The sequence below is a fragment of the Stenotrophomonas sp. YJH_SMC_43 genome, from assembly GCF_059372535.1.
The window spans coordinates 713,366-736,813 of sequence record NZ_JCAFVQ010000003.1 but is presented as its reverse complement, the minus strand read 5'-3'; the positions used below and the strand labels follow the sequence as shown (position 1 = coordinate 736,813).

The 23,448-nt window shown below is 66.7% G+C and carries 28 protein-coding genes and 2 tRNA genes; 19 read left to right on the top strand and 11 right to left on the bottom strand.

Annotation, left to right across the window (positions count from 1 at the left end; genetic code table 11):
• Positions 1-112: 112 nt before the first annotated feature.
• The 6 genes from trpE to AC5QAH_RS15535 all read left to right on the top strand — a co-directional run bounded on the left by trpE (position 113) and on the right by AC5QAH_RS15535 (position 5,655).
• Positions 113-1,588 (top strand): anthranilate synthase component I, encoded by a 1,476-nt coding sequence (gene trpE, locus AC5QAH_RS15560; RefSeq protein WP_235650923.1) that lies wholly within the window; start codon positions 113-115, stop codon positions 1,586-1,588.
• A 67-nt stretch (positions 1,589-1,655) separates the two neighbouring features.
• Positions 1,656-2,435, top strand: a complete 780-nt coding sequence (locus tag AC5QAH_RS15555; RefSeq protein ID WP_241874066.1) for an SIMPL domain-containing protein — start codon at positions 1,656-1,658, stop codon at positions 2,433-2,435.
• Between the two features lie 2 nt (positions 2,436-2,437).
• Positions 2,438-3,025, top strand: coding sequence for an anthranilate synthase component II (locus AC5QAH_RS15550; protein ID WP_049448425.1), 588 nt, complete (start codon positions 2,438-2,440; stop codon positions 3,023-3,025).
• 16 nt (positions 3,026-3,041) lie between these two features.
• The gene (gene trpD / locus AC5QAH_RS15545) at positions 3,042-4,073 is read left to right on the top strand and encodes an anthranilate phosphoribosyltransferase (RefSeq protein WP_043399367.1); all 1,032 of its coding nucleotides are present in this window, start codon (positions 3,042-3,044) and stop codon (positions 4,071-4,073) included.
• Between the two features lie 74 nt (positions 4,074-4,147).
• Entirely contained in the window at positions 4,148-4,942 is a 795-nt protein-coding gene (gene trpC / locus AC5QAH_RS15540; protein WP_134958853.1) for an indole-3-glycerol phosphate synthase TrpC, read from the top strand.
• Positions 4,939-5,655, top strand: coding sequence for a haloacid dehalogenase-like hydrolase (locus AC5QAH_RS15535; protein ID WP_032127168.1), 717 nt, complete (start codon positions 4,939-4,941; stop codon positions 5,653-5,655). The genes trpC and AC5QAH_RS15535 overlap by 4 nt, the downstream gene beginning before the upstream one ends.
• A gap of 97 nt (positions 5,656-5,752) precedes the next feature.
• Here the strand turns inward: AC5QAH_RS15535 and AC5QAH_RS15530 are convergent, their stop codons facing one another.
• Together AC5QAH_RS15530 and crp are read right to left on the bottom strand one after the other, a co-directional pair.
• Positions 5,753-6,514 carry a sulfite exporter TauE/SafE family protein gene (locus tag AC5QAH_RS15530; protein WP_010482650.1) on the bottom strand — a complete coding sequence of 254 codons (762 nt, stop codon included), beginning with the start codon at positions 6,512-6,514 and terminating at the stop codon, positions 5,753-5,755.
• Between the two features lie 62 nt (positions 6,515-6,576).
• A complete protein-coding gene (gene crp, locus AC5QAH_RS15525; protein WP_010482649.1) occupies positions 6,577-7,266 on the bottom strand; it encodes a cAMP-activated global transcriptional regulator CRP in 690 nt (229 codons plus the stop codon).
• Positions 7,267-7,415: 149 nt separating this feature from the next.
• Between crp and speD the strand changes: the two genes are divergently transcribed.
• Entirely contained in the window at positions 7,416-8,210 is a 795-nt protein-coding gene (gene speD, locus AC5QAH_RS15520) for an adenosylmethionine decarboxylase (protein WP_006473908.1), read from the top strand.
• Positions 8,211-8,377: 167 nt separating this feature from the next.
• Positions 8,378-8,698: a DMT family transporter gene (locus AC5QAH_RS15515; RefSeq protein ID WP_005411314.1), complete on the top strand. Its 321-nt coding sequence runs from the start codon at positions 8,378-8,380 to the stop codon at positions 8,696-8,698.
• Positions 8,699-8,783: 85 nt separating this feature from the next.
• On the opposite strand, the gene coq7 is transcribed toward AC5QAH_RS15515, so the two are convergent.
• Positions 8,784-9,428 carry a 2-polyprenyl-3-methyl-6-methoxy-1,4-benzoquinone monooxygenase gene (gene coq7, locus AC5QAH_RS15510; RefSeq protein ID WP_109815069.1) on the bottom strand — a complete coding sequence of 215 codons (645 nt, stop codon included), beginning with the start codon at positions 9,426-9,428 and terminating at the stop codon, positions 8,784-8,786.
• A gap of 197 nt (positions 9,429-9,625) precedes the next feature.
• On the opposite strand from coq7, the gene rplM reads away from it, so the two are divergent.
• Both rplM and rpsI read left to right on the top strand, forming a co-directional pair.
• A complete protein-coding gene (gene rplM / locus AC5QAH_RS15505) occupies positions 9,626-10,054 on the top strand; it encodes a 50S ribosomal protein L13 (protein WP_005414692.1) in 429 nt (142 codons plus the stop codon).
• Positions 10,055-10,056: 2 nt separating this feature from the next.
• The gene (gene rpsI / locus AC5QAH_RS15500) at positions 10,057-10,449 is read left to right on the top strand and encodes a 30S ribosomal protein S9 (RefSeq protein WP_005411311.1); all 393 of its coding nucleotides are present in this window, start codon (positions 10,057-10,059) and stop codon (positions 10,447-10,449) included.
• Between the two features lie 331 nt (positions 10,450-10,780).
• Here the strand turns inward: rpsI and AC5QAH_RS15495 are convergent.
• Positions 10,781-10,855: transfer RNA gene (locus tag AC5QAH_RS15495), tRNA-Gln, on the bottom strand.
• A gap of 55 nt (positions 10,856-10,910) precedes the next feature.
• Positions 10,911-10,987: transfer RNA gene (locus AC5QAH_RS15490), tRNA-Met, on the bottom strand.
• Positions 10,988-11,108: 121 nt separating this feature from the next.
• On the opposite strand from AC5QAH_RS15490, the gene AC5QAH_RS15485 reads away from it, so the two are divergent.
• The 4 genes from AC5QAH_RS15485 (at position 11,109) to bfr (ending at position 12,957) form a co-directional block, all read left to right on the top strand.
• The gene (locus AC5QAH_RS15485) at positions 11,109-11,732 is read left to right on the top strand and encodes an RNA pyrophosphohydrolase (protein ID WP_010482644.1); all 624 of its coding nucleotides are present in this window, start codon (positions 11,109-11,111) and stop codon (positions 11,730-11,732) included.
• A complete protein-coding gene (locus AC5QAH_RS15480) occupies positions 11,732-12,034 on the top strand; it encodes a hypothetical protein (protein ID WP_239683694.1) in 303 nt (100 codons plus the stop codon). The genes AC5QAH_RS15485 and AC5QAH_RS15480 overlap by 1 nt, the downstream gene beginning before the upstream one ends.
• Before the next feature lie 100 nt (positions 12,035-12,134).
• Positions 12,135-12,344: a (2Fe-2S)-binding protein gene (locus tag AC5QAH_RS15475; protein WP_019336609.1), complete on the top strand. Its 210-nt coding sequence runs from the start codon at positions 12,135-12,137 to the stop codon at positions 12,342-12,344.
• Positions 12,345-12,486: 142 nt separating this feature from the next.
• On the top strand, positions 12,487-12,957 hold the full coding sequence (gene bfr / locus AC5QAH_RS15470; protein WP_019336610.1) for a bacterioferritin: 471 nt from the start codon (positions 12,487-12,489) through the stop codon (positions 12,955-12,957).
• Position 12,958: 1 nt separating this feature from the next.
• Here the strand turns inward: bfr and AC5QAH_RS15465 are convergent, their stop codons facing one another.
• Genes AC5QAH_RS15465 through AC5QAH_RS15455 form a run of 3 tightly spaced genes read right to left on the bottom strand, consistent with a single transcriptional unit; the run spans position 12,959 to position 17,740 of the window.
• Positions 12,959-15,190 (bottom strand): ATP-binding protein, encoded by a 2,232-nt coding sequence (locus AC5QAH_RS15465; RefSeq protein ID WP_329763187.1) that lies wholly within the window; start codon positions 15,188-15,190, stop codon positions 12,959-12,961.
• A 1-nt stretch (position 15,191) separates the two neighbouring features.
• On the bottom strand, positions 15,192-17,078 hold the full coding sequence (locus tag AC5QAH_RS15460) for an EAL domain-containing protein (RefSeq protein WP_010482638.1): 1,887 nt from the start codon (positions 17,076-17,078) through the stop codon (positions 15,192-15,194).
• Between the two features lie 44 nt (positions 17,079-17,122).
• A complete protein-coding gene (locus tag AC5QAH_RS15455) occupies positions 17,123-17,740 on the bottom strand; it encodes a DUF4126 domain-containing protein (protein WP_010482636.1) in 618 nt (205 codons plus the stop codon).
• A 179-nt stretch (positions 17,741-17,919) separates the two neighbouring features.
• On the opposite strand from AC5QAH_RS15455, the gene AC5QAH_RS15450 reads away from it, so the two are divergent.
• From AC5QAH_RS15450 to ampE, 5 genes are all read left to right on the top strand, one after another.
• Positions 17,920-18,663 (top strand): DUF6776 family protein, encoded by a 744-nt coding sequence (locus AC5QAH_RS15450; protein ID WP_005411304.1) that lies wholly within the window; start codon positions 17,920-17,922, stop codon positions 18,661-18,663.
• Positions 18,664-18,667: 4 nt separating this feature from the next.
• A complete protein-coding gene (locus AC5QAH_RS15445; protein ID WP_010482635.1) occupies positions 18,668-19,132 on the top strand; it encodes a bactofilin family protein in 465 nt (154 codons plus the stop codon).
• A 31-nt stretch (positions 19,133-19,163) separates the two neighbouring features.
• The gene (erpA, locus tag AC5QAH_RS15440) at positions 19,164-19,556 is read left to right on the top strand and encodes an iron-sulfur cluster insertion protein ErpA (protein ID WP_010482634.1); all 393 of its coding nucleotides are present in this window, start codon (positions 19,164-19,166) and stop codon (positions 19,554-19,556) included.
• A gap of 160 nt (positions 19,557-19,716) precedes the next feature.
• Positions 19,717-20,616 (top strand): NAD(+) diphosphatase, encoded by a 900-nt coding sequence (gene nudC / locus AC5QAH_RS15435; protein ID WP_010482633.1) that lies wholly within the window; start codon positions 19,717-19,719, stop codon positions 20,614-20,616.
• A 153-nt stretch (positions 20,617-20,769) separates the two neighbouring features.
• Positions 20,770-21,657 (top strand): regulatory signaling modulator protein AmpE, encoded by an 888-nt coding sequence (ampE, locus tag AC5QAH_RS15430; protein WP_010482632.1) that lies wholly within the window; start codon positions 20,770-20,772, stop codon positions 21,655-21,657.
• Between the two features lie 588 nt (positions 21,658-22,245).
• Here the strand turns inward: ampE and AC5QAH_RS15425 are convergent.
• Genes AC5QAH_RS15425 through AC5QAH_RS15415 form a run of 3 tightly spaced genes read right to left on the bottom strand, consistent with a single transcriptional unit; the run spans position 22,246 to position 23,315 of the window.
• Positions 22,246-22,671, bottom strand: coding sequence for a DUF2752 domain-containing protein (locus tag AC5QAH_RS15425; RefSeq protein ID WP_010480999.1), 426 nt, complete (start codon positions 22,669-22,671; stop codon positions 22,246-22,248).
• Between the two features lie 43 nt (positions 22,672-22,714).
• Positions 22,715-22,993, bottom strand: a complete 279-nt coding sequence (locus AC5QAH_RS15420; protein ID WP_010481000.1) for a CD225/dispanin family protein — start codon at positions 22,991-22,993, stop codon at positions 22,715-22,717.
• A gap of 34 nt (positions 22,994-23,027) precedes the next feature.
• The gene (locus AC5QAH_RS15415) at positions 23,028-23,315 is read right to left on the bottom strand and encodes a CD225/dispanin family protein (RefSeq protein WP_005419784.1); all 288 of its coding nucleotides are present in this window, start codon (positions 23,313-23,315) and stop codon (positions 23,028-23,030) included.
• Positions 23,316-23,448: the final 133 nt, after the last annotated feature.

The following is a 23,448-nucleotide window of genomic DNA, read 5'->3' as shown; positions in this document are numbered from 1 at the left end:
GTGTCCAGCCTGACGACCCCGCATACCCTTTCTTCCGCACGCCGTTGGTGGCGATGGTGGCCCGTTGCCGTCGTCCGCCCCCATAACGTTGTGTCCCGGAAGGAAAGTCGTCTTGAACTCGCACGCTCAGTTTCAGCAGCAGGCCGCTGAAGGCCACACCCATATTCCCGTCGTCCGTGAAGTGCTGTCCGACCTGGACACGCCGCTTTCGGTCTATCTGAAGCTCGCCGACGGCCCCAATACCTACCTGTTTGAATCCGTCGAAGGCGGCGAGCGCTTCGGTCGTTACTCGATCATCGGCCTGCCGGCGCGACGCGTGTATGCCTTCCACGGCCACACGCTGACCGTGCGCGAAGACGGCCAGGTGGTGGACACCCGCGAGGTAGCCGATCCCTTCGCCGAAGTCGAGGCGCTGCGCAGCGCCCACTCGGTGCCCAAGCTGGAAGGCCTGCCGGGCTTCACCGGCGGCCTGGTCGGCTGGTTTGGCTTCGAGTGCATCGGCTACATCGAGCCGCGCCTGGCCCCGCCGGCTGGCCGTGATGAGCTGGGCACGCCGGACATCCTGCTGCTGGACTCCAACGAGCTGGCGGTATTCGACAATCTCAAGGGCCGGCTGTACCTGATCGTGCACGCCGACCCGCGTGTCGACGGTGCCTTCGACCAGGCGCAGGCGCGCCTGGACGCACTGACTGCGAAGCTGCGTGCACCGGGCGCCGGTTATCCCGCCCCGCTCAACAGTGATGTGCTGGACGAGTCCGATTTCGTCTCCGGTTTTACCCGCGAAGGCTTCGTCGATGCGGTCCAGCGCAGCAAGGAATACATCCGCGCCGGTGACATCTTCCAGGTGGTGCTCAGCCAGCGCCTGAGCGTGCCGTTCAAGGCGCGCCCGGTGGATGTGTACCGCGCGCTGCGTGCACTGAACCCGTCGCCGTACATGTACTTCCTGGATGTCGGCGACCTGCAGGTGGTCGGCTCGTCGCCGGAAATCCTGGTGCGTCTGCAGGATGGCGAAGTCACCGTGCGCCCGATCGCCGGTACCCGTCCGCGCGGTGCCACCGTCGAGCAGGATCTGGCGCTGGAAGCCGAACTGCTGGCCGATCCGAAGGAACGCGCCGAGCACCTGATGCTGATCGACCTCGGCCGCAACGATGCCGGTCGCGTGTCCAAGGCCGGCACCGTGGAAGTGGGCGAGCAGTTCGTGATCGAACGCTACAGCCACGTCATGCACATCGTCAGCGAAGTGACCGGGCAGCTGCAGCCGGGGCTGAGCTATGCCGATGTGCTGCGCGCCACCTTCCCGGCCGGCACGGTCAGCGGCGCGCCGAAGATCCGCGCGCTGGAGGTGATCCGCGAGCTGGAACCGATCAAGCGCAATGTCTATGCCGGCAGCATCGGCTACATCGGCTGGCACGGCGATGCCGATACCGCGATCGCGATCCGCACCGCGGTGATCAAGGATGGCCGCCTGTACGTGCAGGCCGGCGCCGGCATCGTCTACGACTCGGACCCGGACAAGGAATGGGACGAGACGATGAACAAGGGCCGCGCGCTGTTCCGCGCCGTCGCCCAGGCCGCCAAGGGCCTGTGAGCCTTTCCGTGCCGTGGCCTGCGCCGCGGCACCTCCTGCAGTTCCCATTCAAGACAAGGAGTACCGCATGAAGCTGCTGAGCGCATTGCTGTGGTCGTCGCTGCTGGCCACGATGGCCCCGTCTGCGTGGGCACAGGCCAATACCATTCCTTCGCAGCCGCACCTGCTGGTGAAGGGCGAGGCGCGCCGCGTGGTGATGCCGGACCGGTTTGGCCTGCAGTTGAACATCGAAGAGACCGACATGGATGCCGACGCCGCGCGCCACCGCGTGCAGGACAACGTCGCGCGCGTGCTGGCGCTGTTCAAGCAGCACAAGGCGGTGGAAGGCAGCGTGCGAGCGGACAACCTGCGTATCGGTCCGGCGACGCGCTATGAGCAGAACCGGCAGGTCTTCATCGGCACCCGCGTGTCGCGCCAGCTGCGTGCCAGCTTCGCCAGCGTGAAGGCGATGCAGGACGTGCTGGGTGCGCTGAAGGCCAACGAGAACGTGCAGGTCAGCAGCGTGGCCCCGACCTACTCGGGCGAAGTGGCGCTGCGACGCGAACTCAAGGGCGAAGCAGCGGCCAAGACCCGCGAGTCCGCGCAGGGCCTGGCCGAGGCCTATGGAACGAAAGTGCGTGGCCTGTACAGCATCTCCGACGTGGCGCCGGACTTCGCCTACGGCATCCAGGCCGGGCAATGGCCGCAGCCGGGCGAGGATGGTGAGTATCTGGACAGGATCTCGGTGACCGGCAGCTATGCACCGGCCTCGGCACCTGCGCCCGGTGCACCGGAGTCCATTGAAGCCGGCCCCATCACCTACACCGAAAACGTATACGCCATTTTCCTGATAAGCGACGGAACCTGACCATGTTGTGGATGATCGACAACTACGACAGCTTCACCTACAACCTCGTGCAGTACCTGCAGACGCTGGGCGCCGAAGTGAAGGTGGTGCGCAACGATGCGATGAGCGTGGACGAGATCGCCGCGCAGAAGCCCGAGCGCATCGTCATCTCGCCTGGCCCGTGCACGCCCAACGAAGCGGGCGTGTCGCTGGAATTGATCCAGCGCCTGGGCCCGACCACGCCGATCCTCGGCGTGTGCCTGGGCCACCAGGGCATCGGCCAGGTCTACGGTGGCACGGTCATCCGCGCGGGCAACATCATGCACGGCAAGACCTCGCCCATCCGCCATGAAGGCAAGGGCGTGTTCGCCGGTCTGCCGGATCGTTACCAGGCCACCCGCTACCACTCGCTGGTGGTGGACAAGCACAGCCTGCCCGATGCGCTGGAAGTGACCGCCTGGACCGAGAACGAGGACGGCTCGATCGAAGAGATCATGGGCCTGCGTCACCGCCAGTTCCCGGTGGAGGGCGTGCAGTTCCACCCCGAATCCATCCTCACCGAACACGGCCACGCCCTGCTGCGCAATTTCCTGCAGCGTCCGGCGGCCTGATCCAAGGAGCATTCCCATGAGCTTCTCCCCCCAGGAAGCCCTGCAACGCACCATCGAGCACCGCGAAATCTTCTTCGACGAAATGGTCGACCTGATGCGGCAGATCATGCGCGGCGATGTCTCGCCGATGATGACCGCCGCCATCCTCACCGGCCTGCGGGTGAAGAAGGAAACCATCGACGAGATCGCGGCCGCGGCCACGGTCATGCGCGAATTCGCGCTGGCGGTGCCGGTGGCCGATACCACCCACCTGGTCGACATCGTCGGTACCGGTGGCGATGGCTCGCATACCTTCAACATCTCCACCTGCGCGATGTTCGTGGCGGCCGCAGCCGGCGCGCGCGTGGCCAAGCATGGCAACCGCAGCGTGTCGTCCAAGTCCGGCAGCGCCGATGCGGTCGAAGCACTGGGTGCCGCCATCGAACTGCAGCCGGCCCAGGTGGCCGCGGCCATCGAGCAGACCGGCATCGGCTTCATGTTCGCGCCGATCCACCATCCGTCGATGAAGGTGGTCGCGCCGGTCCGCCGCGAGATGGGCGTGCGCACCATCTTCAACATCCTCGGCCCGCTGACCAACCCGGCCAGCGCGCCGTCGGTGCTGATGGGCGTGTTCCACCCCGATCTGGTGGGCATCCAGGCGCGCGTGCTGCGCGAGCTGGGCACCGAGCGCGCCATGGTGGTCTGGGGCCGCGACAACATGGACGAGATCTCGCTGGGCGCCGGCACCCTGGTGGGCGAGCTGCGCGACGGCAAGGTGCGCGAGTACGAGATCCACCCGGAAGACTTCGGCATCGCCATGTCGGCCAGCCGCAACCTGCGCGTGGACGGCCCGGAGCAGTCCATCGCCATGCTGCGCGCCGTGCTGGACAACCAGCAGGGACCGGCACTGGACATCGTGGCGCTGAATGCCGGCGCCGCGCTGTACGTGGCCGGCGTGGCCAGCGACATCGGCGATGGCCTGGCCCGTGCCCGTGCAGCCATCGCCAACGGCAGCGCCCGCCAGCGCCTGCAGCAGTATGTGGAGACTACCCGCGCGCTGGTTGCCTGAGCGCGCGGTTCAGCCTGACCCTTTTGATGGCCGATAATGGCCGTCCTCACCGCCCCCGCACCGAACCGACGACGATGAGCGACATCCTGCAGACGATCCTGGCCCGCAAGGCCGAAGAAGTGGCCCAGCGCCGCGCCCAGCGCCCGCTCGAGGCGCTTCAGGCCGCCGTGGCCAGCGCCCCGCCGGTACGTGGCTTCGTGCGCGCCCTGCAGGCGGCCGTGGCCAATGGCGACCCCGCGGTCATCGCCGAGGTGAAGAAGGCCAGCCCGTCCAAGGGCGTGATCCGCCCGGATTTCCGCCCGGCCGATATCGCCGTCAGCTACGAGTTCGGTGGCGCCAGTTGCCTGTCGGTGCTGACCGACGTGGATTTCTTCCAGGGTGCCGACGTCTACCTGCAGCAGGCCCGCGAGGCCTGCACGCTGCCGGTGCTGCGCAAGGACTTCGTGATTGACGCCTACCAGGTGTACGAGGCGCGCGTGCTGGGCGCCGACTGCATCCTGCTGATCGTCGCCGCGCTGGACGACACCCAGCTGGCCACCCTGTCCGAACTGGCACTGTCGCTGGGCATGGACGTGCTGGTGGAAGTGCATGACATCGACGAACTGGAGCGTGCGCTGCAGGTGCCGGCACCGATGATCGGCATCAACAACCGCAACCTGCGCACCTTCGAAGTGTCGCTGCAGACCACGCTGGACATGCAGAAGGCGGTGCCGCGTGACCGCCTGCTGGTGACCGAGAGCGGCATCCTGGGCCCACAGGACGTGGCGCTGATGCGCGATGCCGGCATCCATGCGTTCCTGGTCGGCGAGGCCTTCATGCGCGTGGAAGAGCCGGGCGAGGGCCTGCGTCAGCTATTCTTCGCGGCATGAAAACGCACTATCCGACGCCGCGCGACGATGCACCGCTGGTGGTCTTCGATTTCGACCACACCCTCTACGACGGCGATTCGGGCACTCACCTGTTCGCCTCGCTGATCAAGCGCAACCCGTTGCGGATGCTGGCGGCGCTGCTGGTCACGCCGATCGCCGGGCCGATGGTGGCGCTGCTGCCGACCCGTCGTACCGGCATTTCGGTCTATGTGTGGATCGGCAGCTTCGGCCTGCACCGCGCGCGTGATTTCAACAAGGTCATCGACGCCTATGTGCTGCGCAATGAGGCGCAGATGCGCGCCAAGCTGCTGCCGCAGGCGCTGGAGGTGTTCGCCGCGCACCGCGCCAAGGGCGACCGCGTGGTGGTTGCCACCGGCGCGCCGCCAGAGCTGGCACGGGCGATCCTGGCTTTCGTCGCCCACCAGGACGTACCGGTGATCGGCACCGAGGTTGGCCCACGGCTGGGCGGCGTCGGCCCGACCCGCCACTGCCACAACGAAGAGAAGATGCGCATGCTGCGCGAGCGCGGCTACGGCGATATCGATATCGCCTACTCCGACAGCACCGCCGACCTGCCATTGCTGCTGGCGGCCAAGGCGCCGGTGGTGGTGAACCCGAAGCCGGGCAGGGTGGACTTCTTCCGCCGCGTGCTGCCGGCCGGCACCCGCATCCTCAACTGGGGCTGCGTGGACCGTGGTGGCGACAAGGCCTGATCCGAGCCTGTTGTAGAGCCGAGCCATGCTCGGCTGCTCTTCGTTGCGGTATCCGTGCGCGATCAGCCGAGCATGGCCCGGCTCTACAGGGAATGCCTCAGCGATACAGGTGCCCGTACACCGCGTGGCCGATCTGGAACAGGCTGATGCCCAGCACCAGCACGCCAACGGCCACCAGCACCCAGCGCTCCTTCACCCGCTTGACCAGGATCGCCGCCACCGGCGCGGCCATCATGCCGCCGATCAGCAGGCCGGCGACGATCTGCAGGTGCTGCACCCCCATCGACAGCAGGAAGGTCGCCGACACCGTCAGCGTGACCACGAACTCCGCCGCATTGACCGTACCGATGGTGGTGCGCGCCTGGCCACCACGAGCGAGCAGGGTGGACGTGGCGATCGGCCCCCAGCCGCCACCGCCGCTGGCGTCGAGCAGGCCCGCGAAGAAGCCCAGCACCGGTACCCGGCGGATTTCGCCCTTGGGCATCCAGCGTCCGGCCGCGCGGGCCAGGATGATGATCGCCAGCACCAGCAGGTACAGGTAGATCAGTGGCCGGATGATCTCGCCCGGGATCTGGGTGAGCACGTAGGCGCCCACCGCGCCGCCCACCGCGCCGGGCAGGGCCAGGCGCAGGAACAGGCGTTTATCGACATTCCCGGCGGCGAGGTGCGACACACCCGAGGCGCCGGTGGTGAACACTTCCGCGGTGTGGATGCTGGCGCTGACCTGCGCCGGCGGCAGGCCCATGCTCAGCATCACCGACGATGAGACCAGGCCGAAAGCCATGCCCAGCGCGCCGTCGACCAGCTGCGCGCCGAGGCCGATGAGGATGAACCACCAGAATTCGCTGCTCAGCTCCATGCCCCGAGCCTAGCGCGCGAAGGAGTGCGGACCAAGGTCCGCACCCACCGGGTGCTCAACGGTCAACGGGTGCCGTACAGCACCACGGTCTTGCCGCGGGCATGCAGCAGGCCGTCGGTCTGCAACTTCTTCAGCACGCGGCCGGCCATTTCGCGCGAACAGCCGACCAGGCGCGCCAGTTCCTGGCGCGAGACGCGCAGCTGGCTGCCCTGCGGGTGGCTCATTGCTTCCGGTTCCTGCGCCAGGTCGTGCAGGGTGCGCACGATCCGGTCGGTGACGTCCAGGAATGCCAGTCGGCTGGCCTTGCGGCTGGTGTCGAGCAGGCGCTTGGAGATCTGCTGGCCCAGCGCGTACAGCAGGCGCGGGGCATCGGCCGACAGCGGGCCGAGGAACAGCTGATGCAGGCGCTCGTAGCTGATTTCGGCCAGCTCACAGGCGGTGCGGGTCCGCAGGATCACCTCGCGGCGGTCCGATTCAACGAACAGGCCCATCTCGCCGACGAACTCGCCAGCACCGAAGTAGCCCAGCACGAGCTCGCGATCGTCATCTTCCTCGGCCATGATCGAAACCGAGCCGCTGATGACGTAATACAGGGTTCCCGCCGGGTCACCGGGTCGGAAGACGTCGGTACGGGTGGGGTATCGCCGCCTGTGGCTGTGCGCCAGGAAACGATCGATTGTGGCGATATCCAGGGCCAGTGGACTGCTAGCTAGGCGCACGGTTGACACGATAGGAGCGCTCCCTCTGCGCATGAACGGATTCACGGGGTCGATAGCGGAGCTTAACCAGCGCAATTGTTAAGGGCAAACAGTGTGCCAGATGTGAGCGATCTTCACGTTCCCCCCGGGGACAGTTTGCCCCATAATTCCCCCTTTCCCTTCTTACACAGGAATCGACCGCCGTGGTCAAGCCGTTGCCTCGCCTGAGGCTGCAGGGTTTCAACAACCTCACCAAGGCGCTGAGCTTCAACATCTATGACGTGTGTTACGCGCGCACCGAAGAGGAGCGTCAGCGTTACATTGAATACATCGATGAAGAGTACAACGCCGACAGGCTGACTCAAATCTTGACCGATGTCGCCGAGATCATCGGCGCCAACATCCTGAACGTGGCCCGCCAGGACTACGACCCGCAGGGTGCCTCGGTGACCATCCTGATCTCCGAAGAACCGGTGATCGACAAGAAGCAGGCCGGCAAGGAGCTGATCTCCGACGCTGTGGTCGCGCACATGGACAAGTCGCACATCACCGTGCACACCTATCCGGAAACGCACCCGCAGGAAGGTATCGCCACCTTCCGCGCCGACATCGACGTGGCCACCTGCGGCGTCATTTCGCCGTTGAAGGCGTTGAACTACCTGATCGAAAGCCTCGAGTCGGACATCGTGATCATGGACTACCGCGTCCGTGGCTTCACCCGCGATGTGAAGGGCAAGAAGCACTACATCGATCACAAGATCAACTCGATCCAGAACTTCCTGGCCAAGAACATCAAGTCGCGTTACGAGATGTTCGACGTCAACGTCTACCAGGAAAACATCTTCCACACGAAGATGCACCTGAAGGACTTCGACCTGGACCAGTACCTGTTCGAGGAAAAGGCCAAGAACCTGTCGTTCAAGGAACGCATGAAGATCGAAGCGCTGCTCAAGCGCGAGATCGAAGAGCTGTTCCACGGCCGGAACCTGTCCGAGTAAGCCCCATGCGCGATGCCGGCAGGCATCGCCGCCCAGGCGGGACGACCCGCCCCGTGGAACTGGTGTCGCGCAAGCGACGTGGTTCCACGGTGATGTACCGACCCACGGCCCGGTGTGAAAACACCGGGCCGTTTCGTTTTTCTCAAAAAGGTAAGGAGCCCCCACCCATGCCCTGGATCTACCTGCTGCTGGCCGGCCTGTTCGAGATTGGTTTCGCCCTCGGAATGAAGTACTCCGAAGGCTTCAGCAAACCCCTTCCCACTGCTGCCACGGTCGTGTCCGCGCTGATCAGCCTGTACCTGATGAGCCAGGCGATGAAGAGCATCCCGGTCGGCACGGCCTACGCGATCTGGACCGGTATCGGCGCCATGGGCGTGGCGGTGCTGGGCATCTACCTGTTCAACGACAGCGCATCGCCGGCCCGCCTGGCCTGCGTGGGCCTGATCGTGGCCGGTGTGATCGGCCTGAAGCTGGTGTCGCCGAACTGATTGATGGCCCGACCAACGGTCGCGCCCCACCGTCAGGCCCCGCCGCACCTCTTGGTAGGCCCACGCCGTTGGTGCGGACAACCCTTCAAATGCGGTAAGCGATGTGCTTCATCACCTTCGATGCCAGCGCCATCGCGCCCGGGATCGGGAACGGCAGGCGGCGTGCGCCGGCCTGCTCGGCGTGCTCCGCATGGCGGGCCTCGTCTTCCTTCATCACCTGGATGACCGCGCGGCTGCGCAGGTCGCTGGCCGGCAGGTCGACCAGGTGCTCGTCCAGATGGGCTTCCACCTGGCGCTCGGTTTCGACCACGAAGCCCAGGTTCCAGCCGTCGCCACGCAGCCCGGCCAGGGTGCCGATGGTGTAGCTGCCGGCATACCAGAGCGGGTTGAACAGGCTCGGACGGCTGTCCAGTTCGCCCAGGCGGGTGGCGCACCAGGCCAGGTGGTCGGTCTCTTCCTGGGCCGCTTCCAGCAGGTGTTCACGCGTGGCCGGGTCGCGGGCCACGGCGGCCTGGCCGAAGTACAGGCCCTGCGCGCAGACCTCGCCGACATGGTTGATCCGCATCAGCCCGGCCGCATGGCGGCGTTCAGTGCTGTCCATGCCCGGCTCGTCGGTGTCCGCAGCCGGGTAGGGACGGGCCGCCGGCGGGTTGCCGAACACCGTGTCCAGGGCGCGCTGCGCCTCGGTCAGCAGGTGGTCCAGCGGGGTGATCTGGCGGAGCACGGTCATGGCGGTACACGGTGGGGCGGAAGACCCCGCGATTCTCGCCCGGCCCCGTCCCCCTGCCAACCCGGTCAGGGGCCGGCTTGCAACGGGGGTCTGACCTGCGTACAATCCCGCCTCTTACGCTTCACCTTTTCACAACGCGTGGCAGAGTTCCGGTGAGCCTTTCGCCGCAATGAGCCCGACCTAACCTAGAGTTCTTCATGAGCACTTTCACTGCCAAGAACGAGACCGTCCAGCGCGACTGGTACCTCGTCGACGCCGAGGGCAAGACCCTGGGCCGTCTCGCCACCGAGCTGGCCCGCCGTCTGCGCGGCAAGCACAAGCCGGTCTACACCCCGCACGTTGATACCGGCGACTACCTGGTCGTCATCAATGCAGAAAAGATTGCCGTCACCGGCAAGAAGCTGCAGGACAAGATGTATCACCGTTTCACCGGTTACATCGGCAACCTGAAGACCGAATCCCTGGCACAGGCGCTGGAGCGCCACCCGGAGCGCGTGATCGAGATCGCCGTGAAGGGCATGCTGCCGAAGGGCCCGCTGGGTCGCCAGATGTACCGCAAGCTCAAGGTCTACGCCGGCACTGAGCATCCGCACGCCGCACAGCAGCCGCAGGTTCTGGATATCTAATCATGGCTATCACTCAAAACTACGGCACTGGCCGCCGCAAGTCCTCCACCGCTCGCGTGTTCCTGCGCAAGGGTTCGGGCAACATCACCGTCAACGGCCGTCCGCTGGACGAGTTCTTCGGTCGTGAGACTGCGCGCATGATCGTGCGCCAGCCGCTCGAGCTGACCAAGAACACCGAAAGCTTCGACATCCTGGTCACCGCCGCTGGCGGCGGCACCACCGGCCAGGCCGGTGCGATCCGTCTGGGCATCGCCCGTGCTCTGGTCGAGTACGACGAAACCCTGAAGTCCGAGCTGCGCAAGGCCGGCTTCATGACCCGTGACGCCCGTGAAGTCGAGCGTAAGAAGGTCGGTCTGCACAAGGCCCGCCGCGCCACCCAGTTCTCCAAGCGCTGATCTACCGCGCCTGGTTGGGCTCCTTCGGGAGCCCGCTGGATGGAAAAGCAAAAGCCCGGCTTCGGCCGGGCTTTTGTCGTTTCGGGGTCATGCATTCCCAGGTTGCCGGCCAGCGGTCGGTACTACCCGTGGCTTCACATGTCAGAAGGGGGTGGAGCCTTTTCTCTGAAAAAGGATCCGATCCCGGATCTCTCTGGAGAGCAACCCCTTGTTGTTCAAGGGGGGGGGGGGGGGGGGGGGGGGCCGGCAGGCGCGGGGATAAGGTGGGATGCGTGACCCAACAAAAAAGAAAAAAGCCTGATCTTTCGATCAGGCTTTTTTCTTTTTTGTTTGGCTGCCCCGGATGGATTCGAACCACCGAATGCCTGAGTCAGAGTCAGGTGCCTTACCGCTTGGCGACGGGGCAAAACGTGCAACTATTTTCTCACTTTTCACACTGAAAAACAACTTGATTTTCAGTGTGGTGGCTATGGGTGGACTCGAACCACCGACCCCAGCATTATGAGTGCTGTGCTCTAACCGGCTGAGCTACATAGCCTTGGTGAGCCCGCTATTCTGCGGATGTGTATCGACCCTGTCAACACTTTTGTGTCGTGCTTGTGGGTCGACAGAGGGCATGGGATAGTCCCGACCAGTAGATTTTCTTAGGAGTCCGCATCGTGATCGATCCGGACGGCTATCGACCGAACGTCGGCATTGTGCTGATGCGGCAGGACGGCCAGGTGTTCTGGGCACGACGTGTGCGCCGGGACGGCTGGCAGTTCCCGCAGGGTGGCATGAACACCGACGAGACGCCTGTCGAGGCCATGTATCGTGAACTGCAGGAAGAGACCGGCCTGCTGCCTGAGCACGTGGAAGTGCTCGGGGCGACGCCCGGCTGGCTGCGCTACAAGCTGCCGGCGCGGGCCATCCGCCGCAATGAGCGGCAGGTCTGCATCGGCCAGAAGCAGGTCTGGTTCCTGCTGCGCCTGACCGGCGACGAATCACATGTGCAGCTGGACCATACCGATTCACCCGAGTTCGACCACTGGCGCTGGGTGGACTTCTGGTACCCGGTGGAGCACGTGGTGATGTTCAAGCGTGGCGTCTATGCGCGCGCTCTGCGACATCTGGCGCCGTTGGCGCGCGGGGTGGCCGGGCAGGGCGTCACCGCCATGCCCAAGAGCGCTGCGGAGGCCTGGATGCCGGGTCACGCTGCCGGCCACGACAGGCCCCGCAAGCGCACGCCCAAGCGCGGTGGCTACTGGCCGCGCAAGGCCAAGGGTGAGCCGGGGGCGGTTTGATGGGGAGGCCGCGCAGGCCGCGGGTCGATCCGTCACAACGCGTCCCCGCCGGGTATCTCCAGCAGGGCCTGGTTGTCCGGCTGGCCAGCCTGCCCTGGATGGCGTTGGGCGTGGTGGTGCTTGGCGGCAGCGCAACGATCCCGCTTGGGCTGGGCATGGTCCTCATCCTGGTGAACTGTGCCGGTGCCCTGTATCTGGCGGACTACCTGCTGCGCCTGAGGGCGGCAGGCGGTGGCCTGCACTGGCTGACCATGTTCTTCAGTACGCCGGTGCTGGCCCTGTTGTATTCGATCGCACTCTGAACCGTATCGAGAATGGTTCAGGTCTCTGATTGACAACCATTCTCGTTTCCATTGGAATAGCCAACAGGCCACTCTTGGCCTGTCAGCCCGGTTCACGCCTGTGTACGTCTGCATCTGCAACGGAGTCACCGACCACCAGATCCGCGAAGCCGCCAGCAATGGCGTCAGCACGGTGGCCGAGCTGACCATGCGTACCGGTTGTGGCGCGACCTGCGGTTCCTGCCTGGACATGGCCGGCGACCTGCTGGCCAAGGCACGTGCCACCCACGATCTGCCGCTGCCGGTCCTCGGTCTGGCCCAGGTCGCCTGACGCCTCTTTCGCGGCGCGTTGACGCCGCGCTTCCGCATCCTTCACGCGTGGCCGCATAGGCCAATGCGCACGATTCGCGTTCCTTCACGACCGCACGCAAGGCGTTAAAGTGCCTGCGTTTTCAGCGTGCAGGAGCATCCCCATGAAGGGCGACACCAAGGTCATCGAATTCCTCAACAAGGTCCTCTACAACGAGCTGACCGCGATCAACCAGTACTTCCTGCACGCCAAGATGCTGAAGAACTGGGGCATCAAGGAACTGGCCGAACATGAGTACAAGGAATCGATCGACGAGATGAAGCATGCCGACATGCTCGCCGACCGCATCCTGTTCCTTGAAGGCCTGCCGAACTTCCAGGCGCTGGGCAAGCTGCGCATCGGCGAGAACCCGACCGAGATCCTGCAGTGCGACCTGTCGCTGGAACGCGATGGCGTGGTCACCCTGCGCGAGGCCGTGGCCTATTCCGATTCGGTGGGTGACTACGTCAGCCGCCAGCTGTTCGTGAAGATCCTCGACTCGGAAGAAGAGCACATCGACTGGCTGGAAACCCAGCTCGACCTGATCGAGCGCATCGGCGAGCCGAAGTACCTGCTGAGCAAGCTGGAAGACTGACTCAGCCGGCCTGGCCGGCGCGATGCTGTGCCAGGTAGCCCGTCAGTGCCACGCGCGCACGGGCGAATTCGGCAACCAGCAGCGCTACCGCTACGGCGGGGCGCTGCAGGCTGCCGCTGCGGGCCTCATGTTCGATCCGCTGCGCCACCGCCGACAGCGACAAGGCCCCCACGTTCGCGCTTGATGATTTCAGGCTGTGCGCGACCGCCTGCAGGCGGGGCTCGTCGCCGTTCTGCGCGGCCTGCTGCAGCTGCTGCACCATCGCCGGCGCATCCTCCAGGAACACCGAGACGATCTGGAGGGCGGTATCGCCGATTACCGCGTGCAGTTCGTCCAGCACGTCGCGGTCCAGTACCGGTTGCGGTGCTGGCGCCACCTGCTTTTCCGGATTCTGTAGAGCCGAGCCATGCTCGGCTGATGGCGTGCGACTGCAATTGGCCGTCAGCCGAGCATGGCTCGGCTCTACGGAAGGCTGTCCAGGTGATGCAGCCTTCCCGCCACCCCAGCGCTGCAACAGCGCATGCAGCGTGGCACGTGCGATCGGCTTGGACAGGTAGTCGTCCATGCCGGCCTGCAGGCAGCGCTCGCGATCACCGGCCATGGCGTTGGCCGTCATCGCGATGATCGGCAACCGCGTGCGCCCGGTTTCCGCTTCTTCCGCACGCCAGTGGCGCGTGGCGGCGTAGCCGTCCAGCACCGGCATCTGGCAATCCATCAGCACCACGTCCACGCCGCCTTCGCGAAGGGCGGCCAGCGCCTGCTCGCCATCGGCGGCATTGCGCACCTCGCACTGGAATACGCGCAGCAGATGCTCGGCCACCATCCGGTTGACCGTGTTGTCTTCCACCAGCAGCACGCGCTGGTGCAACGGCGGCAGCGTGGGCGTGGGCTGCCCCTGTTCGGCGTTGGCCAGCAGCGCGGCAGGGCGCGCATGCGCGACCGGTACAGCCAGCAGTGCATGCAGCGCAGCGTCGTCGAAATGCGAGGGTAGCTGCCGCTGGCGCGGGCGTGCCGGAAGGGTATCGTCCTGCAGCCACAGCACCTGCAGGGCATCGTCCTCGCCACGTTCGGCCAACGCCTGTTGCAGCGTCGCTTCACGGATGCGGCGCGCACGTGCATCGACCAGCAGCCAGGCCGGCGCCGGTTGCCCCGGCCTCGGCACCGCGCGCAGGCGCTCGACCACGGCATCGAGCTGCGCCATGGCGTGCACCAGCAGGCCATGATGGGCCGCGATGCGCTCGATGCGTGCCCGCAGCGTTGCATCGGCACTGAAGAGCAGCAGCGGTGCTGGCGCGCGCGCCATCGCCGGCAGGTCGCCAGGAACCTTCAGCAGCGGGATCTCGAACCAGAACGTAGCGCCCTGGCCAGGCGTGGACTGCACGCCGATCTGCCCGTGCATCAGGTCGATGATGCGCTTGCAGATGGCCAGGCCCAGGCCGGTGCCGCCGTAGATGCGGGTGGTGGATGCGTCGGCTTGGCTGAAGGACTGGAACAGGCGTGCCTGCAGCGTGTCGTCGATGCCGATGCCGGTATCGATGATCTCGAAGCGCAGCTGGTGCTGCGCGGCACCTTCGCCCAGCCGCAGCACGCGCAGCTGCACCTGGCCGCGGGCGGTGAACTTGATTGCGTTGGCCAGCAGGTTGCTCAGCACCTGGCGCAGGCGCACCGGGTCGCCGCGCACCGGCAGGCGCACCGAAGGATCCAGTTGCAGGCCCAGCACCAGGCCCTTGGCGTCGGCGGCGCGCTGCATCAGCTGCACCACGCCATCGAGCAGGTCGCGCAGGTTGAAGCTGGTGATCTCCAGTTCCAGCGCCTGTGCTTCCAGCCGGGAGTAGTCGAGGATGTCGTCGACGATGCGCAGCAGCTGCTGTGAACTGGCCGAAGCGGTGGCCAGCATCTGCCGCTGGTCCTCGCCCAGCGGCCCGCGCGCGATCAGCTCCAGCATCGGCAGGATGCCGTTGAGCGGGGTGCGGATCTCGTGGCTCATCGTGGCCAGGAACTCGCCCTTGGCCAGCACGGCCGCTTCGGCGGCCTGCTTGGCCTGCAGCAGCTGCTGTTCCAGCTGGCCCTGGCGTTCGGTGGTATGGCGCAGCTGGTCGCGGTCGGCGGCCAGCGCGCTGTGCTCGCGCTGCAGCCGGGCCAGTGCCCGGCTGCGCGTGCGCAGGCGCAGGCCCAACAGCAGCGCCATGGTGGCCGCGGCAAGGGCAACCAGCAGCACGCCCCACAGCGGCACGTCAGAGCACCGCGTTGTGGAAGTCGAAGTTCAGGTCGCTGCCGGCCGACTGCACCATGTTGCCCTGGATGTAATCGACGCCGCCGACCCACATCGCGGCCGCGGCCTGCGGGTCTTCGATCTGCTGGCCGATGATCTGGAGCCCGGCCGCATGCGCCTGTTCGATCGCCTTGCGCAGTTCCTCGCGCGTGGCTGGGTTGGAATGGCTGCTGGAGAAGCGCGCGGCCATGCGCACGAACGACAGCGGCAGCTGGGTCAGCAGTGCATCGGCTTCGCCGCTGGGCTCGAACTGGCTCAGGCAGAAGCGCACGCCGGCGCCGGCCATGCGCTGGCAGAACTGCTGCAGCGGCACGGTATGGATCAGCGCGTCGGGCAGGCGCACGTCGATCACCAGCGCACTGCCGGGCAGGTCACGCTGCTGCAGTGATTCCAGCAGCCAGTCGCCAAAGGCATCGCGCTGCAGCGTGCGCAGCGACTGCGAGACGAACAGGTTCAGCGGCTGCGTTGCGTGCCGGTACAGGTCCAGCAGGCCCAGCGCATGGTCCATCACCTGCTGGTCGAGGTCGGCGATGCGGCCTGCCGCCTCGGCGGCGGGAATCACCTGGCCGGCCGCCAGCACCGTGCCATCGGCCTGGCGCAGGCGCAGCAGCAGCTGGTACTGCGCGGTGTTGCCACCGGCGACGGCGACGATCGGCTGATAGGCCAGCTCCAGCTGGCCTTCCAGCAGTGCCAGGTGTTCCTGTTCGGTGACGGCCTGGCGGTGCACGTGGCCCGCCACGCCGGCGCTGAGCAGGCGCGCCTGCAGGGTGGTGCGCTCGACCGCTTCCAGTGCAGCGTTGGCATCGTCGAAGCCCGGCGACAGCGGCGCGTAACCCACCACGCCGCGCAGGTGCACCGATTCATCGTCGCGGATCACGAAGGCGCGCGCCGAGAGCTGCTCACGCAGGGTCGCGGCGATGCTTTCCAGGCTGTCTTCATCAGTATTGCGGGCCAGCAGCAGGAAGCTGTTGTCGTTCAGGCGTGCCAGCAGGTGCGGATGGCCGGCCTCGGCCAGGCGCTGCCCGGCCTGCACCATCAGGCGCTCGAAGGCGGCGTAGCCATAGCGTTCGCGCAGGCCCAGCGCGCTGGCCACTTCAACGAAGAACACGCCACCCCGGTCGCGATGGGCGAGGGCGGCATTGAGCTGCTGCAGCACGTGGTGACGCGTCGGCAGGCCGGTTTCCGGATTGCTGGTGGCCGGTGCGCCGGTTGCACCGGGCAGGGTTGCTGCCTGCGCACGTGCGCGACGGATGCGGTTGGCCACGGCGGCGATCAGGTGGCGCGGCCGGATCGGCTTGCTCAGGTAATCGTCGGCGCCGCTGTCGAGCACTTCGAACTGGCGCTCCGGGTCCGGATCGCCGCTCAGGAACACGATCGGCAGCAACTGCAGGCCAGGCTGCTGGCGGATCAGCGCGGTCAGGCGCATGCCGTCCAGGCCGGGCAGGTGCAGGTCCATCAGGATCAGGTCGGGGCGATGTTCCTTGATCGCCTGCAGCGCACCGTCGGCATCGCTGTGCACGATGGCCTGCATGCCGGCGCCATGCAGCACGCTCTGTGCGAACAGGGCCTGCGCGCGGTCGTCCTCGACGATCAGCACGCGGTAGGGCGAATCGGAGGTCGGCGGTGCCTGGTCGTTGTTGCCAGCCTCGGCCAGCATGCCCGGACCCGGCAGCGGCGGTGGTGCGCTGCCGATCGATGCGGGTGCGTCGGAGGCTGCCAGCGGCGGAACTGCTGCCGGCGCTGCGGCGACGGCGCTCGCCGATTCAGCCGTCCAGCGTTGCCAATGATCGGCCGGAGGGGATTCAGCGCGTCCCGGGCGGGCGCCCGCGGGGGATTCGTTTGCGGCCATCGGTGCTCCTGGTGTTCGCGTCCATTATGCGACAAGCCCGGCGATCAACCGGTACCGGGCTGGCGTGGACTGTCGGGCGACGCACCGCGTGCCAGCCAGCGCACGCCCTTCCACAGTGCGCGCCAGACCAGCCACACCAGCAGCGCACCGGCCAGGCTGCAGGCCAGCACCACGATCAGCGCGATCCACGGGTGTGCCAGGGCCAGGGCCAGGCCACCGACCACCACGGTGTCCTCGGCGGCGGAGGCCACCCAGTTGCTGGCAGGCTCGGGCGAGGTATTGAGCAGAGCGCGGGTGCCGGCCTTCAGGCCATGACTGGCCAGCGCCACACCGGCGCCGGCGGCAAGCGCACCGGTGCCCAGCTGCCCATCCGGCGACAGCGTGGCGGCGGCGAGGAAAGCCCCCGCTGGCACACGTGCCAGGGTCTGCACCAGATCCCACGCCGAGTCGACGCCGGGAATCTTGTCGGCGAAGAATTCGGTCACCGCCAGCGCCGCCGAGGTGCCCAGCACCCACCACGATTCAGTGGCCTGCAGGGCCGGCGGCAGGTCGACCCAGCCGAGCAGGCCGGCCAGGCCGACACCGAACACGGTGAGGTAGACGCGGATGCCGGCCAGCCAGGCCAGCAGGATGCCGATCACGAACAGGTGGGCTTCGGTCATGGCGATGCTCCGGCGACGGAACTGTGCAGGGGACCACACTATCGACGATGGCATGCCTGAACGCCACAGACCGTGGCTCGCCACTGCGCAGGAAACCCACCCGTCCTGTCATACACTAGCGCGTCGTTTGCCACAGGGGCCGTACCGGTGTCGCCCTCGCGATGCCCCGGAATCCACCCATGACCAACCGTCCTCCCATGCGCGTGCAGGTCCGCCTGCCTGGCGCGCCACAACCGCCGGCCGACCGTCGCCGCCTGCTGGTGATCGGCGGCATCTGGCTGCTCAGCCTGGTACTGGCCGTGCTGGGTGGCTGCTGGATGGCCACGCCGCGCGACGCCCAGGGCCAGCGCCTGCAGGCTGCCGAGAAGCGTGCCGAGACGTTGCAGGCGCAGCTGACCGAATTGCGCCAGAAGCAGGCCACGCTGGAAGCCTCCGACCGCATCAGCCGCGCCGCCAACACCGAGGTGCAGTCCTCGCTGGCCGAGCGCGATGAGGAAATCGCCGGCCTGCGTGCCGACGTCGCCTTCTATGAGCGCCTGGTGGGCTCCACCAGCCAGCGCAAGGGCCTGAATACCCATTCGATCGAGTTCAGCCCGGAAGCGGCCGGCACCTGGCAGTACACCGCCGTGCTGACCCAGAACCTCAACCGCGGTGCCATCAGCCAGGGGCAGATGCGCTTCACCGTGGAAGGCGTCAAGAACGGCAAGCTGGCCACGATCAGCTGGGATGATCTGCACCAGCGCAGCAAGGTGCCGGGACAGGATTACTCGTTCCGGTACTTCCAGCAGCTCACCGGCAGCGTGATGCTGCCGGCTGACTTCACCCCGCAACGCGTGCGGGTGACATTGGGGAGTGGTACGGGGGGTACCACCCAGGTATTCGACTGGAAACAGGCCGGTGCGCCGGCCAGCAAAGGGGAGTAGGCAGATGTTCGGAAGCAGCAAATCCAACCGTGAAGGCCAGCTGGTGGTGGATGCCCTGATCGGCAACCAGGTGGTGATCCGCGGTGATGTGGAATTCAGTGGGGGCCTGTATGTGGAAGGCCGCATCCATGGCAAGGTGATCGCCGCCGAAGGCGCCAGTGGCGCGACCCTGACGGTCGCCGAGCATGGCGTGATCGAGGGCGAGATCCGTGCCCAGGTGGTGGTCATCAGTGGCCGTCTGGACGGCGACGTGCATGCCACCGAGAAGGTCGAACTGACCCCGAGCGCACGGGTCAATGGCAACGTCCATTACCAGGTGGTGGAGATGAATGCGGGCGCCCAGCTGAACGGTCGCCTGATCCATGCCAGCGCCCCGATGGCCGCCCTGCCGGCTCCGGAAGGCGAAGAGGCCAATGGTGGCAAGGGTGACACCGCCGCACGCCGCAAGCTGGCCGAGGCGATGGCTTGAAAGCCATCGTCGGCACCCCCATGCTGACGGCATGAGCACGCTAGTCTCCCTGCCCGGCACCACCCCGGTTGCCGCGCCCGATTACCAGTCGCTGGAGCGCCCGCTGAACTTCACCGAGTCGGCGGCCGCCAAGGTCAAATCCCTGATCCAGGAAGAGGGCAACCCCGACCTGGCCCTGCGCGTGTACATCGAAGGCGGTGGCTGTTCGGGCTTCCAGTACGGGTTCGAGTTCGACGAGAACCGTGCCGAGGACGACCTGGCGGTACAGACCAGCGGGGTGACCCTGCTGGTCGACCCGCTGAGCCTGCAGTACCTGATGGGCGCCGAGGTGGATTACACCGAGAGCCTGACCGGTGCGCAGTTCGTGATTCGCAACCCGAACGCGAAGACCACCTGCGGCTGCGGCAGCAGCTTCAGCATGTAAGAGCCCTGTGGCCAGGATGTGCCAACCAAGGTTGGCACCTACCAGAGCGGATCAGTAGATCCACGCCATGCGTGGATGCTCTGTGCCCTCCAGCCCACAACAGCAGATTGCGCACAGCGCCGACCTTGCCACCCGCATCGATTGGCGGCACGCTTGCCGGATGCCCAATACTTCTTCGCCGCTTTCCGGTTTCGCCTTCGTTGGCGAACCGCTGGAGCGCGCCGATGCCCTGCGCGACGATGCCGATGCACTGGCGCGCCTGTGGCCGGGTGCGCGCATTCTCGTGCTCGATCAGGACGGCAGCGCCTTCACCGGCGATGACGACCAGCCGCTGGCGCTGACCGGCGCCGACATCGGTGGTGGTCCCGGCTCCGCGATCTTCCTCGGCCTGCGCGGGGAACAAGCGTGGTTCTCGGTTGAAGCCGCCGGCGTCACGGTCACCGCACCACGTCGCCTCGACCTGCGCCAGGCCGCTCTGCTGTGGTCGATGGCCGATGCGACCGCCTTCAGCTATGCCCGCGGCATGTCCTACTGGCATTCGCGCACCCGCTTCTGCGGTGTGTGCGGCGGCGCCGTGGCGTTTGCCCGTGGGGGTTTCGTCGGTCGTTGCGCGCAGTGTTCCACCGAGCACTACCCGCGTGTCGATCCCGCCGTGATCGTCGCCGTGGAAAACCAGGGCCGGCTGCTGCTGGGCCGGCAGTCCAACTGGGCACCGCGGCGTTACTCGGTGCTGGCCGGCTTCGTCGAACCCGGCGAGACCTTCGAGCAGACCGTGGTGCGCGAAGTGCACGAGGAGAGCAAGGTGCGGGTGACCGCCTGCCAGTACCTCGGCTCGCAGCCGTGGCCGTTCCCGGGCGCGCTGATGATCGGTTTCCGTGCACAGGCGCAGGATGACCTGCCGACCGTGGATGGCGAGCTGGAAGACGCGCGCTGGTTCAGCGCCGACGAGGTGGGCGCGGCACTGGCACGCGATGTGGAGGACGATGGCCAGGGCATCCGCCTGTCGCCGCCGATCTCGATTTCGCGCGGCCTGATCGAACACTGGTACCGCCAGCAGTAAGGGCTGAACCCGAACCGCTGCCGGTCCGTTCGTGGCAGCTGTATTGCCGCCACCTGAACACGGCCCGGGTTACAGTCCGGTTCACCGCTGAGGGCGCCGCTGCGACAGGTAAGGTAGCGGCGCCGAGCGTTCTGTTTCGTAGGGAGACCTGCCATGTTCACCACTCTGGCCGCCGTGCTGGTGGCACTGGCCCTGGGCCATGTTGCCCCGGCCGCTGCCGCCTCGCTGCGCCGTTTCGACGGCTTCCGGCGCTGGCTGGGCTGGCTGGACGCGCGCGGCGGCAAGGCCTGGCAGGGTCCGGCAGGCGTGGCCCTGGCATTGCTGCCGCCGCTGCTGCTGATGGCGCTGCTGGCGTGGCTGCTGCGCGGGGTGCTGTTCGGTCTGCCGTCGCTGTTGCTGGGCGTGGGCGTGCTGGCCTGGTGCTGGGGGCCACGCGACCTGGACCGCGATATCGAGGCCATCATCGATGCCGATGACGCGGCGACACGACAGGCGGCCGTGCGCAACCTGCAGTCGGCCGGGGGCAGCCTGCGCGAGGACGTGCCCTCGCTGGTCGAGGCGACCGTGCTCAATGCACTGCGGCGCTGGTTCGCGGTGCTGTTCTGGTTCCTGCTGCTGGGCCCGGCCGGTGCGCTGGGCTATCGCCTGCTGGCATTGATGGCGGAAAGCCCGATGCGTGCCCGCGTGCCGGTGGAGCCGCTGGCGCTGGCGCAGCGCCTGCTGGGCTGGATCGAATGGCCGGTGGCGCAGTTGATGGCGTTCTCGATGGCGCTGGTGGGCAACTTCGATACGGCGTGGAAGGCCTGGCGCCAGGCCCATGGCGAGCGCCTGGCCGGCAACATCGGGTTCCTGGGCGCGGTGGCGCGGGCCAGCGTCAACGCCGAGCTGCGTGAGGACGCGCACGATTACACCGAGGCCGGGCTGTTGCCGGTGTGGCAGCGGCTGCCGGACCTGCGTGATGCGATGAGCCTGGTGTGGCGGATGCTGCTGCTGTGGCTGGCGATCCTCGCCCTGCTGGTGATTGCAGGCTGGGTGACGTAGTTGCTTTGCAGGGCTTGCAGCCCTGCACCTGCAGAGGCCAAAGCCAAAGCCAAAGCCAAAGCGGCTCTGGGTTGCTGAGGGTTGGGCGGGGCGGTGTGGGGCTGCAGGACACGCCGTAAACCCGTCCCTGGGGGCTCGATGGCGCCATCCATGGCGCCAACGGTCCTGCGGCCCCACACCGCCCCACCCCCGACAGTTTCCCGGTGACGGTGGGTCAACTGCGACTGCCGGTGGGTGTCGACCTTGGTCGACACGGTAGATCCACGCCATGCGTGGATGCGGAGCGAAGCGATCCGCTTTTGATCTTCTCTTTCTTTTCCGTGGTGGACGGACACGGAAACTGTCCGTGGCCGGGCGGGATGGGTTTGAGGGGGTGTCCGCGGCATGGGTCCGAGGCATGCCTCGGGCGGGTTGGGCAGGACGCCCAACCCTGGTCTTGCCGTGCGCGCAGGACAGCGCACACGAGCAAGCCGCGGACAAGCCTCCACGGACGGATTCACGGCGTCCCCCGCAAACCCATCCCGCCCGGCCAACCCCATGATCGACGAACGCCGCCCACCACGGGGGGCTGCGCCGTTGGCTGGAAACCTAGACCGGTGCCAGTGCAGTGAACGGTGCCCACGGCAGGTTGCGCAGCAGCGCATACCCGGGCAGCACCCAGAGCCAGAACACGGGATTGGCCAGTACCCGCATCAGCGGGTCGAGCGCGCGTGGGCGGATGCCGGCGATGTTCAGCAGCATCAGCAACAGGAACGGCAGGCTGATGACCAGCAGCGGGTTCATCGCCATCGCGCCGGGCAGGTCGAAGTGGACCAGGGAATACAGGCAGCGCGTGCTGCCACAGCCCGGGCAGTACAGGCCGGTCAGGGCGTAGAGCGGGCAGCTCGGCAACGGATTGCCGGCGACATACGGATTGACGTTGCGCAGGACCACCGTGGCACCCACGGCCAGGCCGGCGGAAACCAGCAGCGGTGCCCAGCGGGCGAGTCGGGAACGAGCGGGAAGCGCGGACATGCAACAACGGATCCGGCGCAGGCGCCGGATCCGTCCAGGCGTATCAGTAGCTGCTGTTGCTCATCGCGCCCATGCCGCCGAGCACAACGAAGAACAGCACGTACAGCACGACCACGACGACCCAGGCGATGGCCGACCAGATGGCCCACTTCTTGGCCTTGGCAGCCGAATCCTGGGCGCCGGCGATGTCGCCAGCGGCCAGCTTGCCGTTGACCTGGGCGGCGTAGACGATCGACACGATGCCGGCCGGCAGGCAGCAGAACAGGGTGGTCAGGATCGCCCAGACCAGGTTGTTCGGGACCTGCGGAGTAGCGGTATTCATGGGTTCAAGCTCCTTGATGGGTGGTGGTGGTGAATCATTGGTCGGAAAGAGCGCCCAGTACGGCCAAGCCGCCGAACAGCCCGAACCACAACAGCAACAGGACTGGCAGGGCCACGGCCGAAGCCACCGCCCACCAGCCCGCCTTGCGCGACGCGCTGTAGGCCCCCGGCAGGTCGCCGGCCGCGCGGCGGCCATCGACCTGGGAGGCATAGACGATCGACACCACGCCCAACGGCAGGCAGCAGAACAGCGTCGTCAGGATCGCCCAGACCAGATGGTTGGGGATGTAGACCGGACGGCTGAGCGGTGGTGGTTGATTCAAAGCAAGACTCCATTCCTTGGTGGCCGGCCGTGATGTATCGACCGGGCCTCCCCCCTGTGGGTGCGTAATCTACCGCAACCGACGTTGCATGTATGCGTTTACAGTCACGACATGTCGCGTACGCCACTGGACG